22 protein-coding genes and 1 tRNA gene are annotated in these 26393 nt (G+C 63.8%); 15 read left to right on the top strand and 8 right to left on the bottom strand.

Annotated elements, in window-relative coordinates; translation table 11 throughout:
- Nucleotides 1–9: 9 nt before the first annotated feature.
- Complete coding sequence (gene mnmC, locus AC1D0O_RS00675; protein WP_477651630.1) at nt 10–1899, top strand: bifunctional tRNA (5-methylaminomethyl-2-thiouridine)(34)-methyltransferase MnmC2/FAD-dependent 5-carboxymethylaminomethyl-2-thiouridine(34) oxidoreductase MnmC1; 1890 nt, start codon at nt 10–12, stop codon at nt 1897–1899.
- A gap of 3 nt (nt 1900–1902) precedes the next feature.
- Here mnmC and AC1D0O_RS00670 read toward each other — a convergent pair whose 3' ends face one another.
- Nucleotides 1903–2697 carry a response regulator gene (locus AC1D0O_RS00670; RefSeq protein ID WP_477651629.1) on the bottom strand — a complete coding sequence of 265 codons (795 nt, stop codon included), beginning with the start codon at nt 2695–2697 and terminating at the stop codon, nt 1903–1905.
- 121 nt (nt 2698–2818) lie between these two features.
- A complete protein-coding gene (locus tag AC1D0O_RS00665; protein WP_477651628.1) occupies nt 2819–4039 on the bottom strand; it encodes an ABC transporter substrate-binding protein in 1221 nt (406 codons plus the stop codon).
- 261 nt (nt 4040–4300) lie between these two features.
- Between AC1D0O_RS00665 and AC1D0O_RS00660 the strand changes: the two genes are divergently transcribed.
- The 8 genes from AC1D0O_RS00660 to AC1D0O_RS00625 all read left to right on the top strand — a co-directional run bounded on the left by AC1D0O_RS00660 (nt 4301) and on the right by AC1D0O_RS00625 (nt 11870).
- The gene (locus AC1D0O_RS00660; protein ID WP_477651627.1) at nt 4301–5092 is read left to right on the top strand and encodes a sulfite exporter TauE/SafE family protein; all 792 of its coding nucleotides are present in this window, start codon (nt 4301–4303) and stop codon (nt 5090–5092) included.
- A 65-nt stretch (nt 5093–5157) separates the two neighbouring features.
- Nucleotides 5158–6969: a nitrite/sulfite reductase gene (locus AC1D0O_RS00655; protein ID WP_477651626.1), complete on the top strand. Its 1812-nt coding sequence runs from the start codon at nt 5158–5160 to the stop codon at nt 6967–6969.
- An 11-nt stretch (nt 6970–6980) separates the two neighbouring features.
- Nucleotides 6981–7376, top strand: coding sequence for a DUF934 domain-containing protein (locus AC1D0O_RS00650; protein ID WP_477651625.1), 396 nt, complete (start codon nt 6981–6983; stop codon nt 7374–7376).
- 5 nt (nt 7377–7381) lie between these two features.
- Nucleotides 7382–8002 carry a phosphoadenosine phosphosulfate reductase domain-containing protein gene (locus tag AC1D0O_RS00645; RefSeq protein WP_477651624.1) on the top strand — a complete coding sequence of 207 codons (621 nt, stop codon included), beginning with the start codon at nt 7382–7384 and terminating at the stop codon, nt 8000–8002.
- Nucleotides 8003–8009: 7 nt separating this feature from the next.
- On the top strand, nt 8010–8966 hold the full coding sequence (gene cysD / locus AC1D0O_RS00640) for a sulfate adenylyltransferase subunit CysD (RefSeq protein WP_477651623.1): 957 nt from the start codon (nt 8010–8012) through the stop codon (nt 8964–8966).
- On the top strand, nt 8966–10279 hold the full coding sequence (locus tag AC1D0O_RS00635; protein WP_477651622.1) for a sulfate adenylyltransferase subunit 1: 1314 nt from the start codon (nt 8966–8968) through the stop codon (nt 10277–10279). The genes cysD and AC1D0O_RS00635 overlap by 1 nt, the downstream gene beginning before the upstream one ends.
- 101 nt (nt 10280–10380) lie before the next feature.
- The gene (gene fdxA, locus AC1D0O_RS00630; protein ID WP_477651621.1) at nt 10381–10710 is read left to right on the top strand and encodes a ferredoxin FdxA; all 330 of its coding nucleotides are present in this window, start codon (nt 10381–10383) and stop codon (nt 10708–10710) included.
- Nucleotides 10711–10766: 56 nt separating this feature from the next.
- On the top strand, nt 10767–11870 hold the full coding sequence (locus AC1D0O_RS00625; RefSeq protein ID WP_477651620.1) for an NAD(P)/FAD-dependent oxidoreductase: 1104 nt from the start codon (nt 10767–10769) through the stop codon (nt 11868–11870).
- A 51-nt stretch (nt 11871–11921) separates the two neighbouring features.
- On the opposite strand, the gene AC1D0O_RS00620 is transcribed toward AC1D0O_RS00625, so the two are convergent.
- The gene (locus tag AC1D0O_RS00620) at nt 11922–14420 is read right to left on the bottom strand and encodes a DEAD/DEAH box helicase (RefSeq protein WP_477651619.1); all 2499 of its coding nucleotides are present in this window, start codon (nt 14418–14420) and stop codon (nt 11922–11924) included.
- A 282-nt stretch (nt 14421–14702) separates the two neighbouring features.
- On the opposite strand from AC1D0O_RS00620, the gene AC1D0O_RS00615 reads away from it, so the two are divergent.
- On the top strand, nt 14703–16004 hold the full coding sequence (locus tag AC1D0O_RS00615; protein ID WP_477651618.1) for a purine-cytosine permease family protein: 1302 nt from the start codon (nt 14703–14705) through the stop codon (nt 16002–16004).
- On the opposite strand, the gene thiD is transcribed toward AC1D0O_RS00615, so the two are convergent.
- Nucleotides 15988–16833 (bottom strand): bifunctional hydroxymethylpyrimidine kinase/phosphomethylpyrimidine kinase, encoded by an 846-nt coding sequence (thiD, locus tag AC1D0O_RS00610; protein ID WP_477651617.1) that lies wholly within the window; start codon nt 16831–16833, stop codon nt 15988–15990. The genes AC1D0O_RS00615 and thiD overlap by 17 nt on opposite strands.
- A 347-nt stretch (nt 16834–17180) precedes the next feature.
- On the opposite strand from thiD, the gene AC1D0O_RS00605 reads away from it, so the two are divergent.
- On the top strand, nt 17181–17849 hold the full coding sequence (locus tag AC1D0O_RS00605; protein ID WP_477651616.1) for a class I SAM-dependent methyltransferase: 669 nt from the start codon (nt 17181–17183) through the stop codon (nt 17847–17849).
- 33 nt (nt 17850–17882) lie between these two features.
- On the opposite strand, the gene AC1D0O_RS00600 is transcribed toward AC1D0O_RS00605, so the two are convergent.
- Complete coding sequence (locus AC1D0O_RS00600; protein ID WP_477651615.1) at nt 17883–18884, bottom strand: glycosyltransferase; 1002 nt, start codon at nt 18882–18884, stop codon at nt 17883–17885.
- A gap of 171 nt (nt 18885–19055) precedes the next feature.
- On the opposite strand from AC1D0O_RS00600, the gene AC1D0O_RS00595 reads away from it, so the two are divergent.
- The 4 genes from AC1D0O_RS00595 to AC1D0O_RS00580 all read left to right on the top strand — a co-directional run bounded on the left by AC1D0O_RS00595 (nt 19056) and on the right by AC1D0O_RS00580 (nt 21704).
- Nucleotides 19056–19131, top strand: a tRNA-Asn gene (locus tag AC1D0O_RS00595).
- A gap of 176 nt (nt 19132–19307) precedes the next feature.
- Nucleotides 19308–20075 (top strand): leucyl/phenylalanyl-tRNA--protein transferase, encoded by a 768-nt coding sequence (aat, locus tag AC1D0O_RS00590; protein ID WP_477651614.1) that lies wholly within the window; start codon nt 19308–19310, stop codon nt 20073–20075.
- Nucleotides 20072–20851, top strand: coding sequence for an arginyltransferase (locus AC1D0O_RS00585; RefSeq protein WP_477651613.1), 780 nt, complete (start codon nt 20072–20074; stop codon nt 20849–20851). The genes aat and AC1D0O_RS00585 overlap by 4 nt, the downstream gene beginning before the upstream one ends.
- Before the next feature lie 73 nt (nt 20852–20924).
- A complete protein-coding gene (locus AC1D0O_RS00580) occupies nt 20925–21704 on the top strand; it encodes an IclR family transcriptional regulator (RefSeq protein ID WP_436154868.1) in 780 nt (259 codons plus the stop codon).
- Between the two features lie 40 nt (nt 21705–21744).
- Here AC1D0O_RS00580 and pbpG read toward each other — a convergent pair whose 3' ends face one another.
- The 3 genes from pbpG to leuA form a co-directional block, all read right to left on the bottom strand.
- Nucleotides 21745–22812, bottom strand: coding sequence for a D-alanyl-D-alanine endopeptidase (pbpG, locus tag AC1D0O_RS00575; protein ID WP_477651612.1), 1068 nt, complete (start codon nt 22810–22812; stop codon nt 21745–21747).
- A 203-nt stretch (nt 22813–23015) separates the two neighbouring features.
- Nucleotides 23016–24554 (bottom strand): 2-isopropylmalate synthase, encoded by a 1539-nt coding sequence (locus tag AC1D0O_RS00570; RefSeq protein WP_477651611.1) that lies wholly within the window; start codon nt 24552–24554, stop codon nt 23016–23018.
- Nucleotides 24555–24574: 20 nt separating this feature from the next.
- Nucleotides 24575–26275, bottom strand: coding sequence for a 2-isopropylmalate synthase (leuA, locus tag AC1D0O_RS00565; protein ID WP_477651610.1), 1701 nt, complete (start codon nt 26273–26275; stop codon nt 24575–24577).
- Nucleotides 26276–26393: the final 118 nt, after the last annotated feature.

Raw genomic sequence — 26393 nt, 5'->3', positions numbered from 1 at the left:
TCCGGCGGCATGCCCGAGCGCATTGAGTGGCTGGACGACGGCACAGCCGGCGGCAGCCCCTTCAGCCCGCGCTTCGGCGACCGCTACCGCAGCGAACTGGGCGGGCTGGACCAGGCCCGCGAGGTCTTCCTCAAAGGCTGCGGCCTGCCTGAAGCCTGGAGTGGCCAGCCGCAATGGACGGTGCTGGAAACCGGCTTCGGCCTGGGCCTGAACTTCCTCGTGACCTGGGCCGCCTGGAAGGCCGACCCGGACCGCCCCCGCCTGCTGCATTTCGTCTCGACCGAGGCCTTCCCGGCCAGCGCGGCCGACGTGCTGCGCAGCGCGCAGACGCATCCTGAACTGGTCCCCTTCGCCGAACAGTTGCAGACCCAGCTCTGGGGCCTGTTGCCGGGCTTTCACCGCCTGGTGTTTGAAGGCGGCCGAGTCTTGCTGACGCTGTGCATAGGCGACGCCAAGGCCATGCTGCGCGAACAGTCGTTTGAGGCCGATTCGGTCTACCTGGACGGCTTCAGCCCGCAGCGCAACCCCGACATCTGGGACCTGCACACCTTCAAGGCGGTGGCGCGCTGCTGCCGGCGCGGCACGCGCATCGCGACCTGGACGATTGCGCGCAGCGTGCGCGACGCGCTGGCGCAATGCGGTTTTGTGGTGAAGAAGGTGCCGGGCATACCGCCCAAGCGCGACAACCTGCGGGGCGAATTCAACCCGGCCTGGGAACCCAAAAAGGCACAGCCCTCTCCCCAGCGGCAGACGCCCTCAAGCTGCGTGGTGATAGGCGCGGGCTTGGCCGGCGCGGCTGTGGCGGCCAGCCTGGCGCGCCGGGGCTGGCAGGTGCTGGTGCTCGATGCGGCCGAAGAACCGGCCGCCGGTGCATCCGGCCTGCCCGCCGGGCTGCTGGCGCCGCACGTCTCGCCCGACGACAACCCGCTCTCGCGCCTGTCGCGCCACGGCATTCGCGCCACGCTGCAGCAAGCGGAAGCCGAGCTGCCGGCCGGCGATTGGGGCCGCACCGGCGTACTCGAGCATGAAGTGGAGCACCCACGCAAACGGCCCGAGGCCTGGCAGGCGGAGTGGGCCGATGCCGCCGGCGATTGGTCACGGCCGGCCGACGCGGCGCAGCTGGCGCAGTGCGGCCTCCCGGCAGACGCACCCGCGCTGTGGCATGCGCGGGCCGGCTGGGTACGCCCGGCCGCGCTGGTCGACGCTTGGCTGGCCGTCCCGGGTGTGCAATCGCAGGGCCGCTCAACGGTGAGCCGCCTGAGCCATGCCGCAGGCCAGTGGCAAGTTCTGGATGCGCAGGGACGGGAACTTGCCCGCGCCGAGCTGGTCGTGCTGGCAGCCGGGTTTGCGAGCCGGGCGCTGGCCGCTGACACCGATGGGGGGGCCGGCGAGCTCGCGCTGCAAGCCATACGCGGCCAGGTCAGTTGGGGCCGTCACGAGCCCGGCACGGCCGGTGCCATGCCCGCCTTTCCGGTGAACGGCCACGGCAGCCTGGCGCCCGCCGTACCGCTGCCAAGTGAAGCCGGCGGCCTGGCCTGGGTCATGGGCTCCAGCTTTGAGCGCGACAACGCCAGGCCCGAAACGCGGCCCGAGGACGACCAGCACAACTTCAGCCGGCTGCAGGCCCTGCTGCCGCGAGCGGCCCAGGCGCTGGCCTCGCAGTTTGAGGCTGGACAGGTCCAGAGCTGGGCCGGCGTGCGCTGCGCCACACCCAGCCGCCTGCCCGCACTGGGGCCACTGGCGCCGGGCTTGTGGGTCTGCAGCGGCATGGGATCGCGCGGGCTGACCTTTGCCGCGCTGTGCGGAGAGTTGCTGGCCGCGAAGCTGCAGGCGGAGCCTTTGCCGATGGAGCAGCGCCTGGCCGATGCGCTGGCGCCGCAGCGCGTGCACGCCAGTTAATGCCTAGCGAGCGCTGCGCAGCAGGTATTTGAGTTTGCCGGGATGCAGGGGTTTGCTGAGGCTGCCGCGCGCGCCGGCAAACCAGCCGCGCACCGCATCGAGCGGCGACAGGCTGTTGCCGGTCAGGATCAGGAATTCCACGGGCGGCTGCGTGGCTGCCACGCGCTTGACCATCTCCCAGCGTTCCATGTCGGGCAGGTCCATGTCAAGGATGACGAGTTTGTACAGGCGCGTATCCATGAGCTTGAGCGCTTCGGTGCCGGTGGCGGCCTCGTCGACGAGCAGCATACCGGCCATGGCCAGCCGGGCCCGCAGATACAGGCGCGCATCGCGGTCGGCGTCGACCACCAGCACCTGGGCCTGTTCCGGCGGCTCGGTCGGAGGCCCTTCCAGCGGCGACGGCGCGGTGGGAGCTTCGGAGTCAAAGTCGAGATCCAGGTCCAGCAGCGCGGTGGACTCGGACAGCAGGTCCAGGTCGAGGTCGGCCCCGGGGGTTTGCGACGAATCGGCCGCAAGCAATATGTCCAGGCCTTCGATCACGGCCGCCCATTGCAGCGGGCGCTTGACCACCAGGCTGGCTCGGGCCGGTGCGTTGTCGCCTATCCAGATCAGTTTGAGCTCGTCGTGGGCGGGGTTGGCCAGCTCCAGCGTGGCTTCCCAGCTGTCGCCGTCTATCAGGGCCATGCCGGCCTCTTCAGGCGCCGCGGCGGTCCACAAGGCGTAAGCCGTGGGCCTGGTTTCGGAAAGGCGAAACACCGTGTTCAGGGCGTGACGCTCGACGTCATCAAACCCAAACACTTTTACAAAAATCCGCTTGACAGCCTCACCACCCGTATTCGTCATTGGGCCTGATTATGCGGGGATTCGGCACGCCGCTTTTCATGATTCCCCTGAAATTGGCGTGCGCGTTGCCAAAAGGTCACTTCATGGCTTCGGCCGGACGGCGGGCCTTGACATAGGCGTCATTAGGCAAATAGGCCTTGCCGTCGGCGTAACGCCACTGCACCATGGTGCCCTTGTTGCCGCGCAGGTCCAGTTTGCCGACATAGGCGCCCATGGTGGACTGGTGGTCGATGGCGCGGAATTCGGCCGGACCGAAGGGAGTGGAGAACTTCAGGCCGCGCAGCGCCGTCACCAGCTTCTCGTTGTCGGTGGAGTTGGCTTTCTTGATGGCGGCAAAAATCGCCTGCATGGTGGCGTAACCCACCACCGAACCGACCTTGGGGTATTCGCTGAAGCGGCGGTAGTAGTTGGCGGCAAAGCTGGCATGCTCACGCGAGTCGATCTGGTCCCAGGGGTAGCCGGTCACGATCCAGCCCTTGGGCGTCTCGTCCTTGAGCACGTCCAGGTACTCGGGCTCGCCCGACAGCAGCGACACCACAGGAGTTTTCGGGAAGATGCCGCGCTGGTTGCCTTCGCGCACCAGCTTGGCCAGGTCGGCGCCGAAAGTCACATTGAAGATGGCATCGGGCTTTGTCTGCATGATGGCCTGCAGCGTGGTGCCGGCGTCCAGCTTGCCGAGCGCGGGCCACTGCTCGCCGACGAATTCCACGTCGGGGCGTTTTGCCTTGAGCAGTTCCTTGAAGGCCGCGACGGCGCTGGTGCCGTATTCGTAATTGGGGGCGATCACGGCCCAGCGTTTGGCCGGCAGCTTGGCGGCCTCTTCGACCAGCATGGCGGCCTGCATATAAGTACCGGGGCGCAGGCGGAAGGTGTAGCGGTTGCCTTTGTCCCAGATCAGGGCATCGGTCAGCGGCTCGCTGGCGATGAACACCTTTTTGTTCTTCTGGGCATGGTCGGCCAGCGCCAGGCCGACATTGGACAAAAAGCCGCCGGCCAGCACGTCGACCTTTTCCTTGGAGGTCAGCTCAATCGCGTGGCGCAGGGCCTCTTCGGGCTTGCCGGCATCGTCGCGGGCAATCACCTCGACCTTGCGGCCCAGCAGGCCGCCGGTGACGTTGATCTCTTCCACGGCAAGCTGCCAGCCCTGGCGGTAAGGCTGGGTGAACTGGGGGATGGTCGAATAGCTGTTGATCTCGCCTATCTTGATGGGCGCTTTCGAGCCACCCTGCGCCAGCGCCAGGGTGGCCGTAAAAGCCAGGAACAAACCGCCCAGCAGGGCAGATTTCGCAAATTTCACGGTTTTCTCCAAAAAGTGAGCGATGCCATCCGTCGAGCCGGCGCATACGGATACGGGGGCGGCCAGCCGGGAAAAGCAGGGACTGTACCAGTGCATTGTGAATACCGGGGTGCTGGATGCGCGATTGTGGACTTCCTTTAAGCCGCCCACGCCTCAAATTCACAGGAAACCCGCATGAATTCTCGCGAATAAGCTTATCCAGATAACGGCAGAACAAATGTGTAGTTTGTTTTTATAAGCGGCGCACTTACATTTTCCGGCATGCATGAATTTGCCTTCGTATTTGCCGGCTTTGCCGTAGGTTTGGTGGTGGGCCTGACCGGGGTGGGCGGCGGCTCGCTGATGACGCCGCTGCTGATCTTCTTTTTTGGCATCAAACCGCACCTGGCCATAGGCACCGACCTGCTGTTCGCCGCCTTCACCAAGATGGGCGGCACGGTGAGCCTGGCGCGCGCCAGGGTGGTCGACTGGAAAATCGTCGGCCAGACCGCCGCAGGCAGCATCCCGGCCTCGCTGGCCACTCTCTATATGTTGCAGCGCCTGGGGCCGGCCAATCCAGCTACCCAGGCAATCATGACCACCACGCTGGGCCTGGCCCTTCTGCTGACGGCCGGCGCCACTTTCTACAAGGTTTTGCGCGGCAAGACCGCTCCCACCACCATCGCCCCTGAACAGATAGACCAAGCCACGCGCGCGCGCCACTGGTCGCTGCCGCTGCTGTTCGGCGCAGTCATCGGCACGCTGGTCACGCTGACCTCGGTCGGCGCGGGCGCCATCGGCGTGATCGTGCTGATGCTGCTTTACCCCACCCTGCCCCTGCCGCGCATCGTAGCGGCCGACATCGCCCACGCGGTGCCGCTGACGCTGGTGGCAGGCCTGGGCCACGCTTCCATCGGTTCGGTCGACTGGTCGCTGCTGATCAAGCTGCTGGCCGGCTCCCTGCCCGGCATCTGGCTGGGCTCGCACCTGGTGCACAAGACGCCTGACCGCGTGATCCGCTCGCTGCTCTCGGTGCTGCTGGCCTATGCCGGCGTGAAGCTGATCTCGATCTGACTTTGATCCGGGCAGCCTGAAACTATTTTCCCCAATAAAAATCCCACGTTTGAATCCCGACAGCCATGTACCAATACACAGAATTTGACCGAGAGTTCGTCCAGGCCCGCGCCAACCAATACCGCGACCAGCTGAGCCGCTGGCAGGCCGGCAGGCTGCCCGAAGACGAGTTCCGCCCGCTACGCCTGCAAAACGGCTGGTATGTGCAGCGCTACGCGCCCATGCTGCGCGTGGCCGTGCCCTACGGTGAACTCTCCAGCGCGCAGGTGCGCGTGCTGGCCAAAATCGCCCGTGAATACGACCAGCCCAACGCCGCGCTGTTCAACGAAGCCCAGGCCAAGCAGGACCAGCTCGGCCCCGTCAACCTTAAAAGCGGCCTGTCGGTCAGCTCCAAGCTGACGACCGGCTACGCCCACTTCACGACGCGCCAGAACGTGCAGTACAACTGGATCCCACTGGACAAGTCGGCCGATGTGATGGACCTGCTGGCCAGCGTCAACATGCATGGCATCCAGACCAGCGGCAACTGCATACGCAACATCACCAGCGACGAGCGCGCCGGCATTGCCGTCGACGAGATCGCCGACCCGCGCCCCTTCGGCGAAATTCTGCGCCAGTGGAGCACGCTGCACCCCGAGTTCGCCTTCCTGCCGCGCAAGTTCAAGATCGCCATCAGCGGCGCCCGCGAAGACCGCGCCGCCACGGCCTGGCATGACGTGGGCCTGCACCTGGTGCGCAACGCCGAGGGCGAGCTGGGCTTCAAGGTGCTGGTAGGCGGGGGCATGGGCCGCACGCCGGTCATCGGCACGGTGATCCGCGAGTTCCTGCCCTGGAACCAGATCATGAATTACCTGGAAGCCGTGGTGCGCGTGTACAACCGCTACGGCCGCCGCGACAACATCTACAAGGCCCGCATCAAGATCCTGGTGAAGGCCGAGGGCCAGCGCTACATCGACGACGTCGAGGCCGAGTACAAGCAGATCCTCGAGCACGACGGCGCGCCGCACACCATCACGCAGGAAGAACTCGACCGCGTGACGGCCTCCTTCGTGCCGCCCACGCTCAACTGCGACCGCAAGAGCGCCGACGCCAAGATCGCCAACATCCTGCGCGCCGCCGCCGAGGACGATATTGAATTCGGCCGCTGGCTGCAGCGCAACGTGGCGCCGCACCAGAACCCCGACCTGCGCGCCGTGACGCTGTCCTTCAAGCGCCTGGGCCAGGCCCCCGGCGACGCGACGGCCGACCAGCTCGACATCGCCGCCGACCTGGCCGACCAGTTCAGCGCCGGCGAGGTGCGCGTCACGCACGACCAGAACCTGCTGCTGCCCTGGGTGCGCTGCGACGAGCTGCCCGAGCTCTGGCGCGCCGCCCGCAAGGCCGGCTTTGCCAAACCGAACATCCACCTGCTGACCGACATGATCGCCTGCCCCGGCGGCGATTTCTGCTCGCTGGCCAATGCGCGCTCCATCCCCATCGCCGAGGCCATCACCGAGCGCTACCAGGACATGGACGAGCTGCACGACCTGGGCGAGATCGACCTGCACATCAGCGGCTGCATCAACTCCTGCGGCCACCACCACAGCGGCCACATCGGCATCCTGGGCGTCGACAAGGACGGCCTGGAGTGGTACCAGGTTTCGCTGGGCGGCTCCGACGGCTCCACGCTGAGCGGCGCCTCGGTGGCCGGCAAGGTCGTAGGCCCCTCGTTCACGGGCGCCGAAGTGCCCGAAGTCATTGAGGCGGTGCTGGATACCTACCGCCAGCTGCGCGAGGACGGTGAAACATTCATCGCCACCTTCCGCCGCGTCGGCATCGAACCGTACAAGGCCGCCGCCAAGGCCGCGCGCTTTGCCCCCAACACCGTTGCGCACTGAAAGGAGCCACGATGAAACTACTGCCTTTCGCCGAACACCATGGCGCCGACCAGGCCGGCGTGCTGGTGCTTGCCAACGATAGCGATCCCTTTGAAGTCTCCTTGGACGGCATCGCGCGTATCGACCTGCATTTCCCGAAGTTCACCGACGGCCGCGCCTACAGCCAGGCTTTCCTGCTGCGCCGCCGCCGCGAGTTCAAAGGTGAAATCCGCGCCACCGGTGACGTGCTGGTGGACCAGCTGGCGCAAATGGAGCGCAGCGGCTTTGACACCGCGGTGCTGCGCGCCGACCAGGACATGGCCATCGCGAAGCGTGTGCTGGCCAGCTACCCCGGTTACAGCGCGGGCAAATACCAGGGCGATGCGGTCGACGTGCAACCCCACTTCAAGGAAGCGGCTACCGCCTGAACACCATGAGCCTCGACCTTGCAAAAATCAACGCAGAACTCGGCCACAACGCGCAGGGCCTGGTGGGCTGGGCCGTGGGACTGGGCCGGCCCGCCATCGTCACCACCAATTTCCGCCCCTTCGAGGCGGTGATACTGCACATGGTGACGCGCGCCAATCCCCGCGTTCCCGTGGTGTGGATGGACAACGGCTACAACACCGAGGCCACCTACCGCTTCGCCGACGAAGTGACGAAGCTGCTCAAGCTGGATCTGCATATTTACCTGCCGCGCCGCTCCCGTGCGCACCGCGAAGCCGTGGAAGGCCTGACCCCGGCGCTGGACGATCCACGCCATGCGGCCTTCACGGAAGAAGTGAAACTCGAGCCCTTTGCCCGCGCCCTGCGTGAAACCGCGCCCCAGGTCTGGTTCACGGCCCTGCGCGCCACCGACACCGCGGTACGCGCCCAGATGGACCCGGTCAGCGTCAACCCCGACGGCCTGATCAAGGTCGCGCCGCTGCTGCACTGGTCGTCCAAGGACCTTTACCAGTACTGTGAAATCAACGGCCTGCCCAACAACTTCGACTATGTGGACCCTACCAAGGGCGAAGACAACCGCGAATGCGGCCTGCACCTTGCGCACTGACTGACCTATGAACGCCCGCACACCCTCCCACCTGCTGCCAGCCGACCCGGCGACCTCCATCGCGCGGCTGTCCAACTCCCACCTCGATGCGCTGGAAGAAGAAACCATCTTTATCCTGCGCGAAGTGGCCGCCGCCTTTGAGCGCCCGGCCCTGCTGTTTTCGGGCGGCAAGGACTCGCTGGTGATGCTCAAGTGCGCCGAAAAAGCCTTCGGCGTGGGCCGCATCCCCTACCCGCTGCTGATGATAGACACCGGCCACAACTTCCACGAAGTGACCGACTTCCGTGACCTGCGCGCGAAAGAACTGGGCGCCGAGCTGATCGTGCGCAACGTCGAGGACTCCATGAAACGCGGCACCGTGCGCCTGGCCCACCCGGGTGAGTCGCGCAATGTGCACCAGTCGGTCACGCTTCTCGAGGCGATTGACGAATTCCGGTTTGACGCGCTGATCGGCGGCGCGCGCCGCGACGAGGAAAAAGCCCGTGCCAAGGAACGCATCTTTTCGCACCGCGACAGCTTCGGCCAGTGGCAGCCCAAGGCCCAGCGCCCGGAGCTCTGGACGCTGTTCAACACGCGGCTGCAGCCCGGCGAGCATTTCCGGGTGTTCCCGATCTCCAACTGGACCGAACTCGATGTGTGGCAATACATCGAACGCGAAAAGATTGCCCTGCCGTCGCTCTATTACGCGCACCAGCGCAAGGTGGTCGAGCGCAAGGGCTTGCTGGTGCCGGTGACCGAGCTCACGCCAGCCCGCGACGGCGAGCAGGTGGTCGAAAAGACCGTGCGCTTTCGCACCGTCGGCGACATCACCTGCACCTGCCCGGTCGACAGCCCGGCCGCCACGGCCGCCGAGATCGTGATCGAGACGCTGGCCGCCGACGTCAGCGAGCGCGGCGCCACACGCATGGACGACAAGACCTCCGACGCTTCGATGGAAAAGCGCAAGAAAGACGGGTACTTTTGATGAGCACGACTGATTTGATCGCCGGCGACACCAAGCTCGCAACGGTTCCCGGCCAGAACGACCTGAAGCCGGCACTGAAATTCATCACCTGCGGTTCGGTCGACGACGGCAAGAGCACGCTGATCGGCCGCCTGCTGGTGGACAGCCGCGCGGTGCTGCAAGACCACCTGGCCGGCGTGCAGCGCGGCGGCGAGACCGACCTGGCCCTGCTGACCGACGGCCTGTCGGCCGAACGCGAGCAAGGCATCACCATCGACGTGGCCTACCGCTACTTCGCCACTGAAAGCCGCAAGTTCATCATCGGCGACGCACCCGGCCATGAGCAGTACACCCGCAACATGGTGACGGCCGCCTCCAGCGCCGACGCCGCCGTGGTGCTGGTCGACGCCACCAAGCTCGACTGGAAAAACCCCGCGCTCGAGCTGCTGCAGCAAACTCGCCGCCATTCACTGCTGGTCAACCTGCTGCGCGTACCGTCCATCGTGTTCGCGGTGAACAAGCTCGATGCGGTGGAAGACCCGGTGCTGGCCTTCAAGAACATCGCCGCAGCGCTGGCGGCTTTCGCCCAGGCCGCGCGCATCCCGGTGAAGGCGACGGTGCCGGTGTCGGCCCTCAAGGGCTACAACGTGGTCGACGCCAAACCCGGCTGGTGCGGCTATGAAGGCCTGTCGCTGCTGCAGCTGCTGGAGCACCTGCCCGCCACGAGCGCCGAGAGCACCGAAGCCTTTTCATTCCCGGTGCAGTGGGTCGAGAAGTTCTCGTCCTCGTCCGACACCTCGCAAGGCCGCCGCGTCTTCTGGGGGCGCGTCGCCACCGGCGGCGTGCAGCCGGGCCAGAGCGTGACCATACTGCCCAGCGGCAAGACGGCGGTGGTGGCCCAGGTGCTGGACCATACCCGCGAGCCCAGGACCATCCTGGCCGGCCATAGCGCGGGCATCGTGCTGGACCGCGAAGTCGACGTGTCGCGCGGCGACTGGCTGCTGGCCGTGGACACTTTCGAGCCCTCGCGCGAAATCTCGGCCACCGTGGCCTGGATGGACGACGAGCCGCTGGTGGCAGGGCGCGTCTACTGGACGCTGCACGGCCACCGCTGGGTCAAGGCCAAGGTCAAGCGCATCGTGCACAAGCTCGACGTGAACACCCTGGCCGAGGAAGACGCCAGCGAGCTGCCGCCCAATGCCATTGGCCACATCGAACTGAGCCTGCAGGAGCCGCTGGCCACCCTGCCCTACGCGCGTTCGCGCATCCTGGGCTCGCTGGTGCTGGTGGATACCGCCTCGCACAGGACCTCGGGCGCCGCGCTGGTCATTTGAGCCAGCCTTCATGCGGGGCGCCCGGCGCTTCGCGTCTTTGATAACCCTGTTGGCGGAAACCTCTTAAAATCAAGGGTTTCCACCGACTAGCCTAGAAAAACATGACTCACATCGTCTCCGAATCGTGCATCCGCTGCAAATACACCGACTGTGTGGACGTCTGCCCGGTGGACTGCTTCCGTGAAGGCCCCAACATGCTGGTGATCGATCCGGATGAATGCATAGACTGCGCGGTCTGCATTCCCGAATGCCCGGTCAATGCCATCTATGCCGAGGAAGACGTTCCGGCCGACCAGCTCGCCTTCATCAAGCTCAATGTCGAATTGAGCCGCGCCGAGGGCTGGAAAAGCATTACCAAGCGCAAGGACGCCCTGCCGGACGCTGAGGAATGGAAAGACAAGACGGGCAAACTGTCCGAACTGGTCCGCTAAGCCAGCCCAGGCCCCCTCCGGGGCCGCCATGCGCTTCGCCAGGCGCCCCAGGAACCATGGAACCCCAACTGAACCAAGAAGTGATCAACACCGCAGCGCAGCACGACGGCCCCATCGAAACCGATGCGGTCATCGTGGGCGCCGGGCCGGTGGGCCTGTTCCAGGTGTTCGAACTGGGCCTGCTGGAGATCAAGGCCCACGTGATCGATTCGCTGGCCTACCCAGGCGGCCAGTGCATAGAGCTCTACCCCGACAAGCCGATTTACGACATTCCCGCCGTCCCCATGTGCACAGGCAGGGAACTGACCGACAACCTGCTCCGGCAGATCGAGCCCTTCGGCGCAACTTTTCATTTCGGCCAGGAAGTGAGCGTGGTCGAAAAGCAGCAGGACGGCCGCTTTTTTGTGGAAACCTCCAAGGGCACGCGCTTCCTGACCAAAACCATTTTTATCGCGGCGGGTGTGGGCGCCTTCCAGCCCAAGCTGCTGCGCGTCGACGGCCTGGAGCAGTTTGACGACAGCCAGCTGTTTTACCGCGTCAAGAACCCGGCTGACTTTGCCGGCAAAAACCTGGTGGTCGTGGGCGGCGGCGATTCCGCGCTCGACTGGGCCCTGAATTTCGCCGCCGAAGGCCCAAACAAGGCCGAAAGCGTGATCCTGATCCACCGCCGCGACGGCTTCCAGGCCGCGCCCGCCAGTGTCGCCAAAATGCGCGAGTTGTGCGAGGCCTATGAGATGCAGTTCATCGTGGGCCAGGTCACCGGCTACGAAGAGAAAGAAGGCCGCCTGACTGGGGCCAAAGTCACCGGCTCGGATGGTGTCACGCGCGTGGTGCCGCTGGACGTGCTGCTGGTGTTCTTCGGCCTGTCGCCCAAGCTTGGGCCCATCGCCGGCTGGGGCCTGGACATCGAGCGCAAGCAGATCCAGGTGGACACCGAGAAGTTCTCCACCAACATTCCCGGCATCTTCGCGGTGGGCGACATCAACACCTATCCCGGCAAGAAAAAACTGATCCTCAGCGGCTTTCACGAGTGCGCACTGGCGGCCTTCGGTGCCGCGCCCTTCATCTTCCCGGACAAAAAGATCCACCTGCAATACACCACGACCAGCCCCAAATTGCACAAGGTGCTGGGCGTGGAGTCTCCGGTGTTCGACGACTGAGCCGTTTTAAGGCTCCCGCCCGAAAGCCCGCCTCGCGCGGGCTTTTTGCCGTCAGGCCGGCGGCACGGCACCGGCCGGATCGAGCGGCGCCAGCAAAGCCTGCAAGTCTTCGGGCGTGAACTTGCCGGCCCCCTCGCCGTCGCTGCCCAGCACCCCTTCGGCGAGGGCCGCCTTGCGCGCCTGCAGTTCCAGCATGCGCTCCTCAATGCTGCCTTCCACCACAAGTTTGTAGACAAACACCGGCTGGTCCTGGCCGAGGCGATGGGCGCGCGCCGTGGCCTGCGCCTCAACCGCGGGGTTCCACCAGGGGTCCACATGGATCACGGTGTCCGCCGCGGTGAGGTTGAGCCCGACACCGCCGGCCTTCAGGCTGACCAGCAGGATGGGCACGGCCTTCGCCTGGAATTTGCGGACCAGCGCACCGCGCTTTTGCGGCGAGGTGTCGCCCGTCAGCGAAAGCCATGGCAATTGCAGCGCGTCGAGTTCGGCCTCAATCAGCGACAGCATGCCGGTGAACTGCGAAAACACCAGCACGCGCCGGCCTTCCGCGACCAGTTCGGGCAGCATGCCCCGCAGCAGTTCGAGCTTGGCGCGCGTCATGGTCCTGACGGGCTTCACGCCCTTGAGCAGGTAGGGGTCGCAGCAGACCTGGCGCAGCTTGAGCAGCGCATCCAGGATGGTGATCTGCCCGCCGGCAAAGCTGTTGCGCGCCAGGACGCGGCGCACCTGGATGTCTGCCGCCGCCCGCACGCTCTCGTACAGCTCGCGCTGGCGGCCCTGCAACTGCACGCGCTTGACGACTTCGGTGCGCGGGGGCAGTTCGGCGGCTACGTCTTCCTTGCGCCGGCGCAGGATGAAGGGGCGCACGCGCTGGGCCAGCAACTGGGCGCGCAGCGTTTCACCGTTGGTCTCTATAGGCTTGCGCCACTGGCGCGCGAAGCTGCGGGCATCGCCCAGGAAGCCGGGCATCAGGAAATCGAATTGCGTCCAGAGTTCGCCCAGGTGGTTTTCCAGCGGCGTTCCCGTCAGGCACAGGCGGTGGCGGGCGTTCAGCCGGCGCAGCGCACGCGCGCTGCGGCCGGCGGCATTCTTCACCCACTGGGCTTCGTCGAGGACCAGCAGGTGAAAGCGCTGGCGTTCCAACGCATCCACGTCGCGCCACAGCAGCGGATAGGTCGTCAGCACCACGTCGTGTTCCGCCATGCGCAAAAACGCGGTGTCCCGGGCCGGCCCCTGCAAGACCAGCAGGCGCAAGCCGGGTGCCATGCGGGCGGCCTCGGCCTGCCAGTTGAAGACCAGCGAGGTGGGCACCACCACCAGCGAGGGCTGCGTCATGCGGCCGGCCTGCTTTTCGAGCAGCAGGTGCGCCAGGGCTTGCGCGGTCTTGCCCAGGCCCATGTCGTCGGCCAGGATGCCGCCCAGTTGCTGGGCGCGCAGGTATTGCAGCCAGGCCAGGCCCTCGAGCTGGTAGGGCCGCAAGCTGACACCCAGGCCTTCCGGCGCCGGCACGGACTGCGGCTCACCCGCTTGTTTGAGTTGCCGCGCCAGCGTGCGCAGCCCGGCATCGCCCTGCCACTGCCAGGCGCCCTGCAGGCCGGCGCGCCCGGCCCCGGTGTCCAATGAGTCAAGGCGCCAGGCGTCCCAGGGCGACAGCCGCAGCGGCCCGTCCCCGTGTCCGCGTTGCGGGTCGGTCAGCAAATCCAGCATGGCGCCCACAATGGCCTTGAGCAGGGCGGCCGGCGCCTCGATGCGCTTGCCGCCGGGCGCGCGCAGCAGGATCACGGCCGCGTCGTCGATCGCAAAGACCCGGCGGGCATTGAGCCAGCGCTGGTCGCGCCGCAGCAGGTCGGCCAGCATGGGCGCGAGGTCCAGGGTCTGGCCGTCGACCTCAACGCCCAGCGTCAGCAACCATGAGCCTTCACGTGCCGGCAGGCCCAGCGCGGTCACGGCTGGCGCGCGGCCGCGCAGGGGCCCCGCCACCTCCTTGCCCAGCACCTCGCCGGTGTCCGGGCTGACGATGAGGCGCCAGGCGTCCACCGGCACACTCTCGTGCGCAAAGCCCGGACGGACCACCACGGCCCAGCCCTGGGCCTGCAGGGCGGGCAACCGGTCGGCCCAGAAATCACCGAAAAAATCTTCCTGCAGCAGCGACCACAGGTGCTCGTGGCCGATGGCGGCGTCATCGCTGCGCCATTGCAGGCTGCTGGCCGGCACGGGATGAAGGCCCAGTGTCCAGAGGCTGTCCAGCGCCTCGGCCTCGGCCGCCAGGTCGCGCTGCATGAGCACTTCCCTGCCCTGCGCGTCTTCCAGCGCCTGGAGGGGTGCGGCGCGGCTGTTGAGCACGGTGTTGGGAGCCGGCGTTTCCCAGCGCAGGCCACCTTCGGTGGCATAGGTCCAGTCCACGCGCGCGACGGTGACACTGTCGCCGCGCGGGCCGAAGGGGCCGGCGGGTTTCATGCCCAGCAAGCCGTCGCCGCGCGTAAGGGTCTGCAGCGTGAGGCGCGGGCGGAACCGGCCCGGCACCGGGGGCTGGCGTTTCACCGCGGCCATGGCATGTGTTGGCAAAAATGCATGGGCCTGATTGTCCACGCGGCCGTGGCATGCCGGGCGTAGTCAAGACCACCGGAATGAATCCGCCTACAATTTGCGCAGTGCCCGCAAGGGCGCTTTCGCTGGGGGTGTTGCTGTGGTTCGCAAGCGCGGACGGCGGCGGCTGAGAAAGTCCCTTTGAACCTGATTGAGGTAATCCTCGCGCAGGGAAGCATGTTCCGGCGCCCGCTGTTCCCGCGGGCTTCAAGCAGGCCGACCTCGCATTGTTGATCGGAGCTGCTGATGACCACGCCTTCTCTTTCCACGCCCGCCGCCGGCAACACCGCGCTCGCGCCATTGCCCGCGGGCGAGCGTCTGTTCGGCTGGAGCGACCATGCCGCGCTCTGGCTCAGCCTGGGCGTGGGCCTGCTGGTCATGCAGATAGGCGCTTACCTGGTGCCGGCCCTGGGCACACAGACGGCGCTGGCGGTGATCGTCTGCGGCTCCATCCTGGGCGCGGGCCTGCTGGCCTGGACGGCCAAGATCGGCTGCGACAGCGGGCTTTCGAGCGCCGGGCTGATGCATGCCGCCTACGGCAGCAGTTTCGCGCGCCTGCCGGTGCTGCTCAACATCGTGCAGCTGATTGGTTGGACCACTTTCGAGCTCGTGGTGATGCGCGACGGCACGCTGGCCATCGCACGCCAGTCCGGCGGTTTTACTGGAGTCCTGTGGCCTCTGCTGGCTACCTTGCTCTGGGGCGCGGTGCTGCTAGCGCTGCTGTCGGGCTCCATGGTCAAGCTGGTGCGCAAATTCATAGGCCGCTATGGCTTGCCGCTGGTCATCGCTTCATTGTTCTGGCTGAGCTGGCAGTTCCTCGTCAAAGCCGATGCGCAAGGATTGGCCGCGCTCTGGAACCGCCCCGGCACAGGCGGCATGAGCACGCTCTCCGCATTGGACCTGGTGATCGCGATGCCGGTCTCGTGGCTGCCGCTGGTGGCGGATTTCGCGCGCCATGGGCGTGACGGCAAGAGCGCGCTGCGCGGCACCTGGCTGGGTTATGCCATCGCCAATATCTGGTGTTACGCGCTGGGCGTGTTGGTGGCCGTCACCACACCCAGCACCGACCTGGTCGCGGCGCTGCTGCTGGCGCAGGGCGGGCTGGTCGCGCTGGGACTGATTTTGATCGACGAGGTCGACAACGCTTACGGCGACCTGTACTCGGGCTCGGTGGCGGGCCACAGCCTGAAGCCGGCCTGGAGCGTGCGCCGCTGGGGCGTGGGCTTGGCCCTGCTGTGCACCGCGCTGGCGCTGGTGCTGCCCATGCACAGCCTGGAGCCGTTTTTGCTGATGCTCAGTTCGGTGTTCGTTCCTTTGTATGGCGTGATTCTGGCGCGGCTGGCCGGCACGGCCAATATCGCCTCGCTGGTGGCCGGGCGCAAGGTGAACACCAGTGCCGTCGCGATCTGGCTGCTGGGCATTGCCTGCTACCACCTGTGCGCGAAGTTCGCGCCCGACTGGGGCGCTGCACTGCCGACGCTGGTATTGACTTTTGCCTTGGCGCGATTCACCCGCGCCAACTCCCTGGGAGTTAGCGCAGCGGCTTGAGCCGCATCGCGATGGGCGCGTGGCCATGGTTCAGCGGCCCGCTGCCCGCGCCTGTGCGCACTCTGGCGCCGGCCGCCATCGCCGCGCGCACAAAGTCGCGCGCCAGCTGCACGGCCTCCAGCAGGGGCTTTCCGAGTGCCAGATGCGCGGCAATCGCGGACGACAGCGTGCAGCCGGTGCCGTGCGTGTTGGGACTGGGAATGCGCGGCCCGCGCATCCAGTGCAGGTCGCCGCTTTGCGTCGCCAGCAGGTCGCTCACCACATCACCGGGCAGGTGCCCGCCTTTGAGCAGCACGGCGCGCGCGCCTTTGGCCAGCAGTTCCTGCGCGGCGGCCTGCATCGCCTCTTCGTTCGTCAGCGGCCGGCCGACCAACAGCGAGGCTTCGTCGAGGTTGGGCGTGACCAGGACGGCGCGCGGGAACAGTTCGCGCACCAGGACGGCAATCGCCGGGTTGTCGATCAGCACCGCGCCGCTGGTCGCGACCATGACCGGGTCCAGCACCACGTTCGGCAGCGCGTGGCGGTCAATCGCCTCGGCCACGGTCAACACGATGTCAGGCGCATGCAGCATGCCTATCTTCACCGCGTCCGTGCCTATGTCTTCGATGACGGCATCTATCTGGTCGCGCAGCATTTGGGGCGGGACGCCATGGATGGCGCGCACCCCGCGCGTGTTCTGGGCAGTCAACGCGGTGATGGCCGTCATGCCGTAGCAGCCCAGCGCGGCGAAGGTCTTGAGGTCGGCCTGGATGCCGGCCCCGCCGCCGCTGTCGGATCCCGCGATGCTCAGCACGCGGGGGTATTCTTGGTCAAAAAGAGAGTCCGTCATTCGTTTGTCCATGGCCTCAAGCTGGGTTGGGGCGCGCCAGTTACATCATGTGCACTGCGTGACTGGCCGCGCCGATGAAGGCTATGCGCAGTCGATTATCGCGGCATGACCCACAAACTATGTGGTCGCTCGTCTCCTCGGCGGGACTGCGGCCATCGCGATGCGCTCCGATTGATATCACGAGTGCCGGGAGTATGCATGTCTTTTTTTGCGGGCACAGCTTGCTTTCCGTCGTGAAGCCGCGACAGGAAACATAGAATGAACCTCCTCCAGGCTTTGCGTTATGCTTTTCAAAGCTTATTCGCAACTCCCCTCCAGATAGCTGGCCGCACTTAGAGCCCATACTTATGAATCACACTCCGGTTCACGAAGACCATAACCCCGACCTTCTGGATATTATTCCTTGGGGCGCCAAAAAGTTGATTGAGGTGGGATGCAGTTCGGGCGCCCTGGCAAGGGAGTTCAAGAAACTATCGCCAAGCTGCCACTACCTTGGCATTGAGATAGATCCAGCCTACGCAGAACTTGCACAGCGCTACTGTGACCAAAGCCAGGTCCTTGACATCGAAACCGCAGGCGATGCTTTCTGGCAGGAAAATGCAGACAGGGACTGCTGGATCTTCGGCGACACTCTCGAGCACCTCAGGGATCCCTGGAAGGTCCTGCGCCAGGTACGCAGCATCATGCCAAAAAACGCCTGCATTGCCGCTTGCATTCCCAATGTGCAGCACTGGTCCATACAGGCCAAATTGAGCATTGGCGATTTTCGCTACGAGGACACCGGCCTTCTGGACAGAACCCATTTGCGGTTTTTCTCCAGGCAGACTATTTTGGAAATGTTCCATGACACCGGGTTTACCGTCACCGCTTGTATACCCAGAATCTTTGCGGACCCTAGCAGGGAGCAGTTTCTACCCCTCATCGAAGCCTTTGCAAAGCTGATAGGCGCCGACCCGCAAATGGCGGTGAACGATGCAATGCCGGGGCAATACGTCATAAGCGCCATACCCCGATAGACTGGCCGCGGTACCGTTCAAACCGGGAAACGGCTAACCCCAGACTTTCCACATTTGTGCGTGGGTGACGTTCAGATAGTCGGACTGCTCGCATATGCCGTCACTCGTTTTCTCCGGCAGGTGGTCTTTGTATTTTTCCCAAAATTTTCCCGCATAGGTCTTATAACTACCCCCAAAATCCCCACCCGATTTATGGGCAATCAAAATATCCTTACACACCGCCAATTCAAACCCGCTTAAAAAAGCAGCATACGTAAAGTCCGTGTCGTACACATGAAAGCCGTCAAACGTTTCTTCATCGAAACGTATCGACTCGACGACACGGCGATTGGCGGCGATAAAAACCCCGTCCAATGCCTGGACACCGCCAATCTGCGTCACCTCCGGGCCACCCCACATCGACACGTGAAAAAGATCACTCGGCCATGCCTTAGCAGCGGGATAGGCAATCACGCCGCAGATATAAGGGTCACCACTGCTCATCCATCGGCTGTCCTTCAGCCGAACCGTGCCGGTACACCCGATGACATCAAAGGTTCGCAAATGCTCGCGAACCAGGCTGACAAATCTCAGTGAAATGATCTCAATGTCATCGTGACAAAAAATCAGGATCTCGCCTCGGCTTTTCGCGACACCCCTGTTGTAACCTTCGCACAAGGACTTGGCATCATGGATGCCGATCACCTCATACGGTGAATCACCAAAACGCTCCCTGAGATTGGCGCAGACCAGTTCATACTTGACTGGATCGATGCTGCAGATGATGACGGAGATCAAGGAGTTCGTCTTCGCCTCACTACGTCCAACACCAGCGCCAGCGGTGGCTGGGGCTTGGCGATTTCTTGCACGATGGGCAATCGCAAGAAAAACTCCCCCTATGAGGCAAAGTCCGGCGAGGATGACTGCACCAACCAGGTACCTTTGCCAAAGCAACCATGAAGCCAGTGCGAGTGCGCAACAAGCCAGGGATATTCCATGAGTGATTTTGCGACTTACCCGGGCCTGGCTCTGGGTATCGATCTGGTTGGGTTGCATAGTGAGGCAGGAGGTTATCACCAATGAGAACGTCACTCGCCCCTCGGCGCCGGGCAGTGCCCTTGCACCTCCACGCTCGCTACTGCGATGCTTCGACCAACAAGAAGCCATTGGAGGAAATGCCTCGGGCTTAAAAAATGCAAAAAATGACGCTATAATCTAAGGCTGTATTCCTCAATAGCTCAGTTGGTAGAGCGCCGGACTGTTAATCCGTAGGTCCCTGGTTCGAGCCCAGGTTGAGGAGCCAGTTAATTCCGAAAATGGGCACTCTTGTAGTGCCCATTTTTTTTGCGCCGCCGGGCCCCGCAAAACCTGAGCATCAGGCCACGCCATCGCTCGCCGGCCTTGCCACCAAAATCCGCTCAGCTACCATGGCGCATGCCCTTCCCGGCCCGCCGTTTCATGCCGATGCGCTTTTAAGCCATGGGAAAACTACCACGTCCCGTGCCCTGGCTTGCCCCCGGTGAAAGCTTTCCACCGCTGGAAGAAGCCTGGGGCCATCACGACCCTGCCCCCGGCCTGCTGGCGGCCGGCGCCGCGCTGGATGTACCCACGCTGATCGAGGCTTATTCCCACGGCATCTTCCCGTGGTTCAGCCTGGGCCAGCCCCCTCTCTGGTGGAGTCCCGATCCCCGCATGGTCTTGCAGACCCGGTATTTCAAACTGCATCGCTCGCTGCGCAAAACGCTGACCCGCTTTCAGGAGCAGGCCGCTTGCGAAATTCGCTTTGACAGCGCTTTCGAACGCGTCATCAATGCCTGCGCGAGCAAGCCGCGCGCCGGACAGCCGGGCACCTGGATTGTTCCCGACATGGTGCAGGCCTACACAAGCCTTCACAGGGCGGGCCATGCCCACAGCGTGGAAGCCTGGGTGGACGGCGAACTGGCCGGCGGCCTTTATTGCGTCAACCTGGGCCGCATGGTGTTCGGCGAATCGATGTTCGCCCACCAGACCGATGCCTCCAAGGTCGCGCTGGCGGCACTCGTTGCTTTTTGCCGCGCCCAGGAGATGGCCATGATCGATTGCCAGCAAAATACCCGGCACCTGGCTTCACTGGGGGCGGGCGAAATCACCCGACAGGAATTTGTCTCCCACCTTGCCCTGAACGTGGACAAAACCGCTCCCCTTTGGGAGTTCAAACCCGTATACTGGAACCAGCTTCTGACGACGGGAATGACAGACCTACCGTGACGCACCTCAAAGACCTGCCCCTGCAAACCTTGCAGTTTTATGCAACGGCGCCCTATCCCTGCAGCTACCTGCCAGGCAAACAGGCCCGCTCGCAGGTCGCGACGCCCAGCCACCTGATTCACAACGACGCTTACTCGGACCTGGTGACCAACGGCTTCCGGCGCAGCGGCATGTTCACCTACCGCCCCTATTGCGACGGCTGCCAGGCCTGCGTGCCGCTGAGGGTGCCCGTCGAGCTCTTCAGCCCGGACCGCAGCCAGCGCCGCGCCTGGAACCGGCATCACGCGCTGCACGCACGCATCCTCAAGCTCTGCTTCATGCCCGAGCATTACCAGCTCTACCTGCGCTACCAGAACGGCCGCCATGCGGGCGGCGGCATGGACCATGACAGCATCGACCAATACACGCAGTTCCTGCTGCAAAGCCGGGTCAATTCACGCCTGGTGGAATTCCGCGAAACCCTGCCCAACGGCGAGCCGGGTGCGCTCAAGATGGTCTCTATCCTGGACGTCCTGGAAGACGGCATTTCGGCGGTCTACACTTTTTATGAACCGGACACCCGCGCGAGCTACGGCAACTACAGCGTGCTCTGGCAAATCGAGCAGGCGCGGCGCCTGGAACTGCCTTACGTTTACCTGGGCTACTGGATCGCCGAAAGCCCGAAGATGAACTACAAGGCAGGGTTCAAACCCAATGAAGTGCTGATGGACGGCCGCTGGGTGCTGTCCTCAACACCTTCCGCCACCACATCAGAGGGCAGCACCGGCCCCACTTAAGCCCGGGTCTCCGCGAGCGTCACCAGACGCTTTTGCATTTCACAGGGTAAAATTTGCAGCAGAAAGCCTGCACATGAAAAAGCCCGATTCCGCCCTCCCCGCCACGCCGACCGTCCAGGTCATTGAACGGATGTTCACGCTGCTTGAAATCCTGGCGAATCGCGAGGAAGCGCTGTCACTCAAGGAAATCAGTGAAAAATCGGGCCTGCATCCTTCCACGGCGCACCGCATCCTGAACGACCTTGCCACCGGCCGCTTTGTCGATCGCCCGGCCGCCGGCAGCTACCGGCTGGGCATGCGCCTGCTGGAACTGGGCAATCTCGTCAAGGCGCGCCTGGATGTGCGCGACGCCGCGCTGATCCCTATGCGCGAGTTGCACAAGATCACCCAACAGCCTGTGAACCTCAGCATGCGCCAGGGCGACGAAATCGTGTATGTGGAGCGCGCCTACAGCGAGCGATCCGGCATGCAGGTGGTGCGCGCCATCGGTGGCCGCGCACCGCTGCATTTGACGTCCGTCGGCAAGCTGTTCCTGGCCTTTGACGACCCCCAACGCCTGCGCACCTATGCGACGCGAACCGGGCTTTCGGGGCAGACGCGCAACAGCATCACCCAATTACCGGTGCTCGAACGCGAGCTTTCCAAGGCACGGCAGTACGGCATCGCGCGCGACAACGAAGAGCTGGAACTCGGGGTGCGCTGCATGGCCGCAGGGATTTACGACGACCAGAACAAGCTGGTGGCGGGCTTGTCGATTTCAGCGCCGGCGGACCGGCTTGATGAGCACTGGCTGCCCAAGCTGCAGGCAACGGCCAATGAGATTTCAGCGGCGCTGGGCTACAGGCCCAAATAAAACCCGACTGCTTTTTGAGCGCGGCCGCAAGGGCCAACAATCAACCGTTCGCCTGCTTGGCAGAGGCGCTGACGTTGAGCTTGGGCTCGGTGCTCACGGGGTTGGACTCCACCCAGCGGCGCACACGCTCTGCGTCGCCCAAGCGGCTCAGCTTGCCGGCGGAATCCAGGAACACCATGATCAGCTTGCGGCCCGCGATCTTGGTCTGCATGACCAGGCACTGGCCAGCTTCGGAGATGTAGCCGGTTTTCTGCAGGCCGATGTCCCACTCGGGGTTCTTCACGAGGCGATTGGTGTTGTTGTACTGCAGCGTGCGGCTGCCAACGGCCACCTGGTAACCGGTGGAGGTCGACAGCTCACGCAGCATGGGGTCGCCATGGGCCGCGTTGACCAGCGTCGCCAGGTCCTGTGCGCTCGACTGGTTGCGGCTGGACAGGCCGGTGGGCTCGACATAGCTGGTATCGGTCATGCCCAGCATCTTGGCCTTGGCGTTCATCAGGCTCACGAAGGTGCCCATGCCGCCGGGATAGGTGCGGCCCAGGGCGTGCGCCGCGCGATTTTCGCTGGACATCAAGGCCAGGTGCAACAGTTCGCCGCGGGTCAGCGTGGTGCCGACCTTGAGGCGCGAGCTGCTGCCCTTTTCGGTGTCCACGTCATCCTGCGTGATGGTGATCAGTTCGTCCATAGGCAGCTTGGCGCCGCTGACAATGACGCCAGTCATCAGTTTGGTGAGGGATGCAATCGGCAATACAGCATGGTCGTTTTTGCTGAACAGCACTTCACGTGTGTCCTGGTCGATCACCAGCGCGACGCTGGACTTGAGCTCAAGAGGATCCTGCGAGCCGTGCAAACCAGCAATCTGACCAAACGAAGGTTTGGCGGGAATGGACGCGCGAATGATGCTTCTGCGTTTTGTACCTGCAACAAAACGTACGCTCTTGCGCGTGGAAATAACTTTTTTGGAAGCCGACGCCTTGGAGGAGGCGTGCTGCTTTTTGACAATGGTGTTTTTGGCGGCCGCCGCATTGGCGGCAGGTACTGCAAAGGCGGCTATCAGAGCAACGAATCCAACGATTTTTAATGCGCGATTGAAAATCTGATGAGACATGGTGAATATTGCCTGCGTGGATTGCAATGAGTGGGATGGCTGGAGTGTATACAAATAGAAAAAGTCACGCAATATCAAAAACTTGCGTGACTTTCCTAAAAACACACTCACTTGTGCGATTTTTAACGCTCAAAGCCCTATCCGCACTCAGACCCAACGCTAAGTCATTGAATATAAAGGATTTTATTTTCCGACTTGTTACATTATCCCTGCGCGGCAACCCGGTCGGCTTTACTTTGGAGTTTGTTCAAGGCGCTCAAGTAGGCTTTGGCGGACGCCACCACGATGTCCGGGTCGGCGCCCACGCCGTTGACCACCCGCCCGCTGTTCTGCAGGCGCACCGTCACTTCCCCCTGGCTTTCCGTAGACCCGCTGATGGCGTTCACGGAGTAAAGCACCATCTCGGCACCGCTTTTGACGTGTGATTCGATGGCCTTGAGGGAGGCGTCCACGGGACCGTTGCCGTCGGACTCGCCTTTGACTTCCTTGCCGGCCACCGTGAACACGACGCTGGCCTGGGGGCGCTCGCCGGTTTCGCTGTGCTGCGACAAGGACACAAAGCCGTATTGCTCGTTGTCGTGGGAAGCGCTTTCATCGCTGGCCAGCGCCAGGATGTCTTCGTCGAAGATTTCGCTCTTGCGGTCAGCGAGTTCCTTGAACTTGGCGAAGGCGTTGTTGACGTCCGCCTCGCTTTCCATGGCGACACCGAGCTCAAGCAGGCGTTGCTTGAAGGCATTGCGCCCGCTCAGCTTGCCCAGCACGATCTTGTTGGCGCTCCAGCCCACGTCCTCCGCGCGCATGATTTCATAGGTGTCACGCGCCTTGAGCACGCCGTCCTGGTGGATGCCTGATGCATGCGCGAACGCATTGGCGCCGACCACGGCCTTGTTCGGCTGCACCACAAAACCGGTGGTCTGGCTCACCATGCGGCTGGCGGCCAGGATGTGCTGCGTGTCTATGCCCAGGTCAAGGCCGAAATAATCCTTGCGGGTCTTGACGGCCATCACCACTTCTTCCAGCGAGCAGTTGCCGGCACGCTCGCCCAGGCCGTTGATGGTGCATTCCACCTGCCGCGCCCCGCCGATCTTCACGCCGGCCAGCGAGTTGGCGACCGCCATGCCCAGGTCGTTGTGGCAATGCACCGACCAGACGGCCTTGTCGCTGTTGGGGATGCGTTCACGCAGGTCCTTGATGAAGTTGCCGTAGAGCTCGGGGATGGCGTAGCCCACGGTGTCGGGCACGTTGATGGTGGTGGCACCTTCCTTGATCACGGCTTCCAGCACACGGCACAGGAAGTCCGGATCGGAGCGATAACCGTCTTCAGGGCTGAACTCGATGTCACCCATCAGGTTTTTGGCAAAACGCACCGAGAGCTTGGCCTGCTCGAATACCTGGTCGGGCGTCATGCGCAGCTTCTTTTCCATGTGCAGCGCGCTGGTCGCCAGAAAGAGGTGCAGACGCCCGGAGGCTGCCGGCTTCAAGGCCTCGGCGGCGCGGGAAATGTCCCTGTCGTTGGCGCGGGCCAGCGAGCAGACGGTGGAGTCCTTGATGACCTCCGAAATGGCCTTCACACATTCGAAGTCGCCGTTGGAGCTGGCGGCAAAGCCGGCCTCGATCACGTCGACCTTCAGGCGCTCCAGCTGGCGTGCGATCCGCAGCTTTTCATCCCGTGTCATGGAGGCACCGGGCGATTGCTCGCCGTCGCGCAGAGTGGTGTCGAAAATAATGAGTTTGTCGGTCATGGTGGGCTCCTGAAGAATTTTTAGCTGGACGGGGCCAAAGCGGCGCGAGATGTATTTTCGCCGGAAGGAACGCGCATTTGCGCACGCTGCCATCCGGACAGGATTGCCTTCAAAGACGCCGAGACGATATTCGCGTCCATGCCGACGCCAAATACCGTATACCGTTCGTCAATGCGCAGCTCAAGGTAGGCCACAGCGCGGGCATCGGCTCCCGAGCCCAGGGCGTGCTCATGGTAGTCCAGCACGCGTACCGTCGTGCCCAACGCGGCGTTCAAGCCGTTCACGAAGGCCTCGATCGGCCCGGCCCCTTGTCCCGCAATCTGTTGCGTTGCGCCGGCCATTTGCACCTGTGCCGTCAAGGCCACGCCGCCCGCCGACACGGTTTGCTGTACCTGAGGTGCCTCAGTACTGGCCAAACCGTATTCCTCGTCGAACAGCTGCCACAAGTCTTGCGCCGTCAGCTCCTTGCCCGCGTTGTCCATCACCGCTTGGACGGCCTGGCTGAACTCGATCTGCAGGCGGCGCGGTAATTCAAGGCCGTATTCGCTTTCCAGCAAATACGCGATACCGCCTTTACCCGACTGGCTGTTGACGCGAATGACGGCCTCATAGCTGCGCCCCAGATCTTTGGGGTCGATTGGCAGATAGGGGACCGCCCAGGCGGCATCCTCCTTTTGAACGGCGAACGCTTTTTTGATGGCGTCCTGGTGCGTACCTGAAAACGAGGTATAGACCAGCTCGCCGACATAGGGATGGCGCGGGTGCACCGGCAACTGGTTGCAATGCTCCACCGTGCGGCGAATCTCGTCGATATTGGAGAAGTCAAGATTGGGCGGCACACCTTGGGTGTACAGGTTGAGTGCCACGTTGACGATGTCAAGATTGCCGGTGCGTTCACCGTTGCCGAACAGACAGCCTTCTACGCGCTGTGCGCCGGCCATCAACGCCAATTCAGCCGCTGCCACACCGGTACCGCGATCATTGTGGGGATGTACCGACAACACCACAGCGTCTCGCCTCGCGATGTGCCGATGCATCCACTCGATCATGTCGGCAAAAACGTTGGGCGTTGAATGCTCCACCGTCGTTGGCAGGTTGATGATGCAAGGGTGGTCGGCCGTGGGCTGCCATACCTCCGTGACGGCATCCACCACACGCCTGGAAAATGCCAATTCCGTTCCGGAAAAGTGTTCGGGCGAATACTGAAAAGTCCACTGCGTATCGGGTTGAGCACGCGCAAGATCCTGAATCAGCCGCGCATGGCTGGTGGCCAACTCCACGATCTGATCCGGATCCATACCCAGGACCACCTCCCGCATCAAGGGCGAGGTGGCGTTGTACAGATGCACGATCACTCGCCGGGCCCCCATCACCGCCTCCATCGTGCGTCGTATCAACGGTTCCTTGGCGGGTGTCATTACCTGGAGCGTGACATCGTCGGGAACCATATCGTTGTCGATCAGGTGGCGTAAGAAATCGAACTCAACCTGCGACGCAGCCGGAAAACCGACCTCGATCTCCTTGAAGCCGATCCGCAGCAGCTGTCCGTACATCCGCAGCTTGCGCGCAACGTCCATAGGCTCTATCAACGCCTGGTTGCCGTCACGCAGGTCGGTGCTGAGCCAGACAGGCGCTTGTGTCAGCACAGCGTCGGGCCAGGTGCGGCCTTGCAAGGCGATGGGTGCGAAAGCGGGGTACTTGCTGGCGGGTTGCTTCAACATGGTTTTCCTCTCGATCAAAAAACCAGCAACCCCAAGAAAAAACGGCCCGTTGCTGGTGCAAACGGGCCGTTGAATCAGGTGTACGCGTGCGCTACCGTCTCCGCCCGTTGGCAGATAG

Source organism: Polaromonas sp. P1_F2 (genome assembly GCF_056405735.1).
Note: the sequence above shows the minus strand (reverse complement) of the source record. Positions and strands in the feature narration are given on the sequence as shown.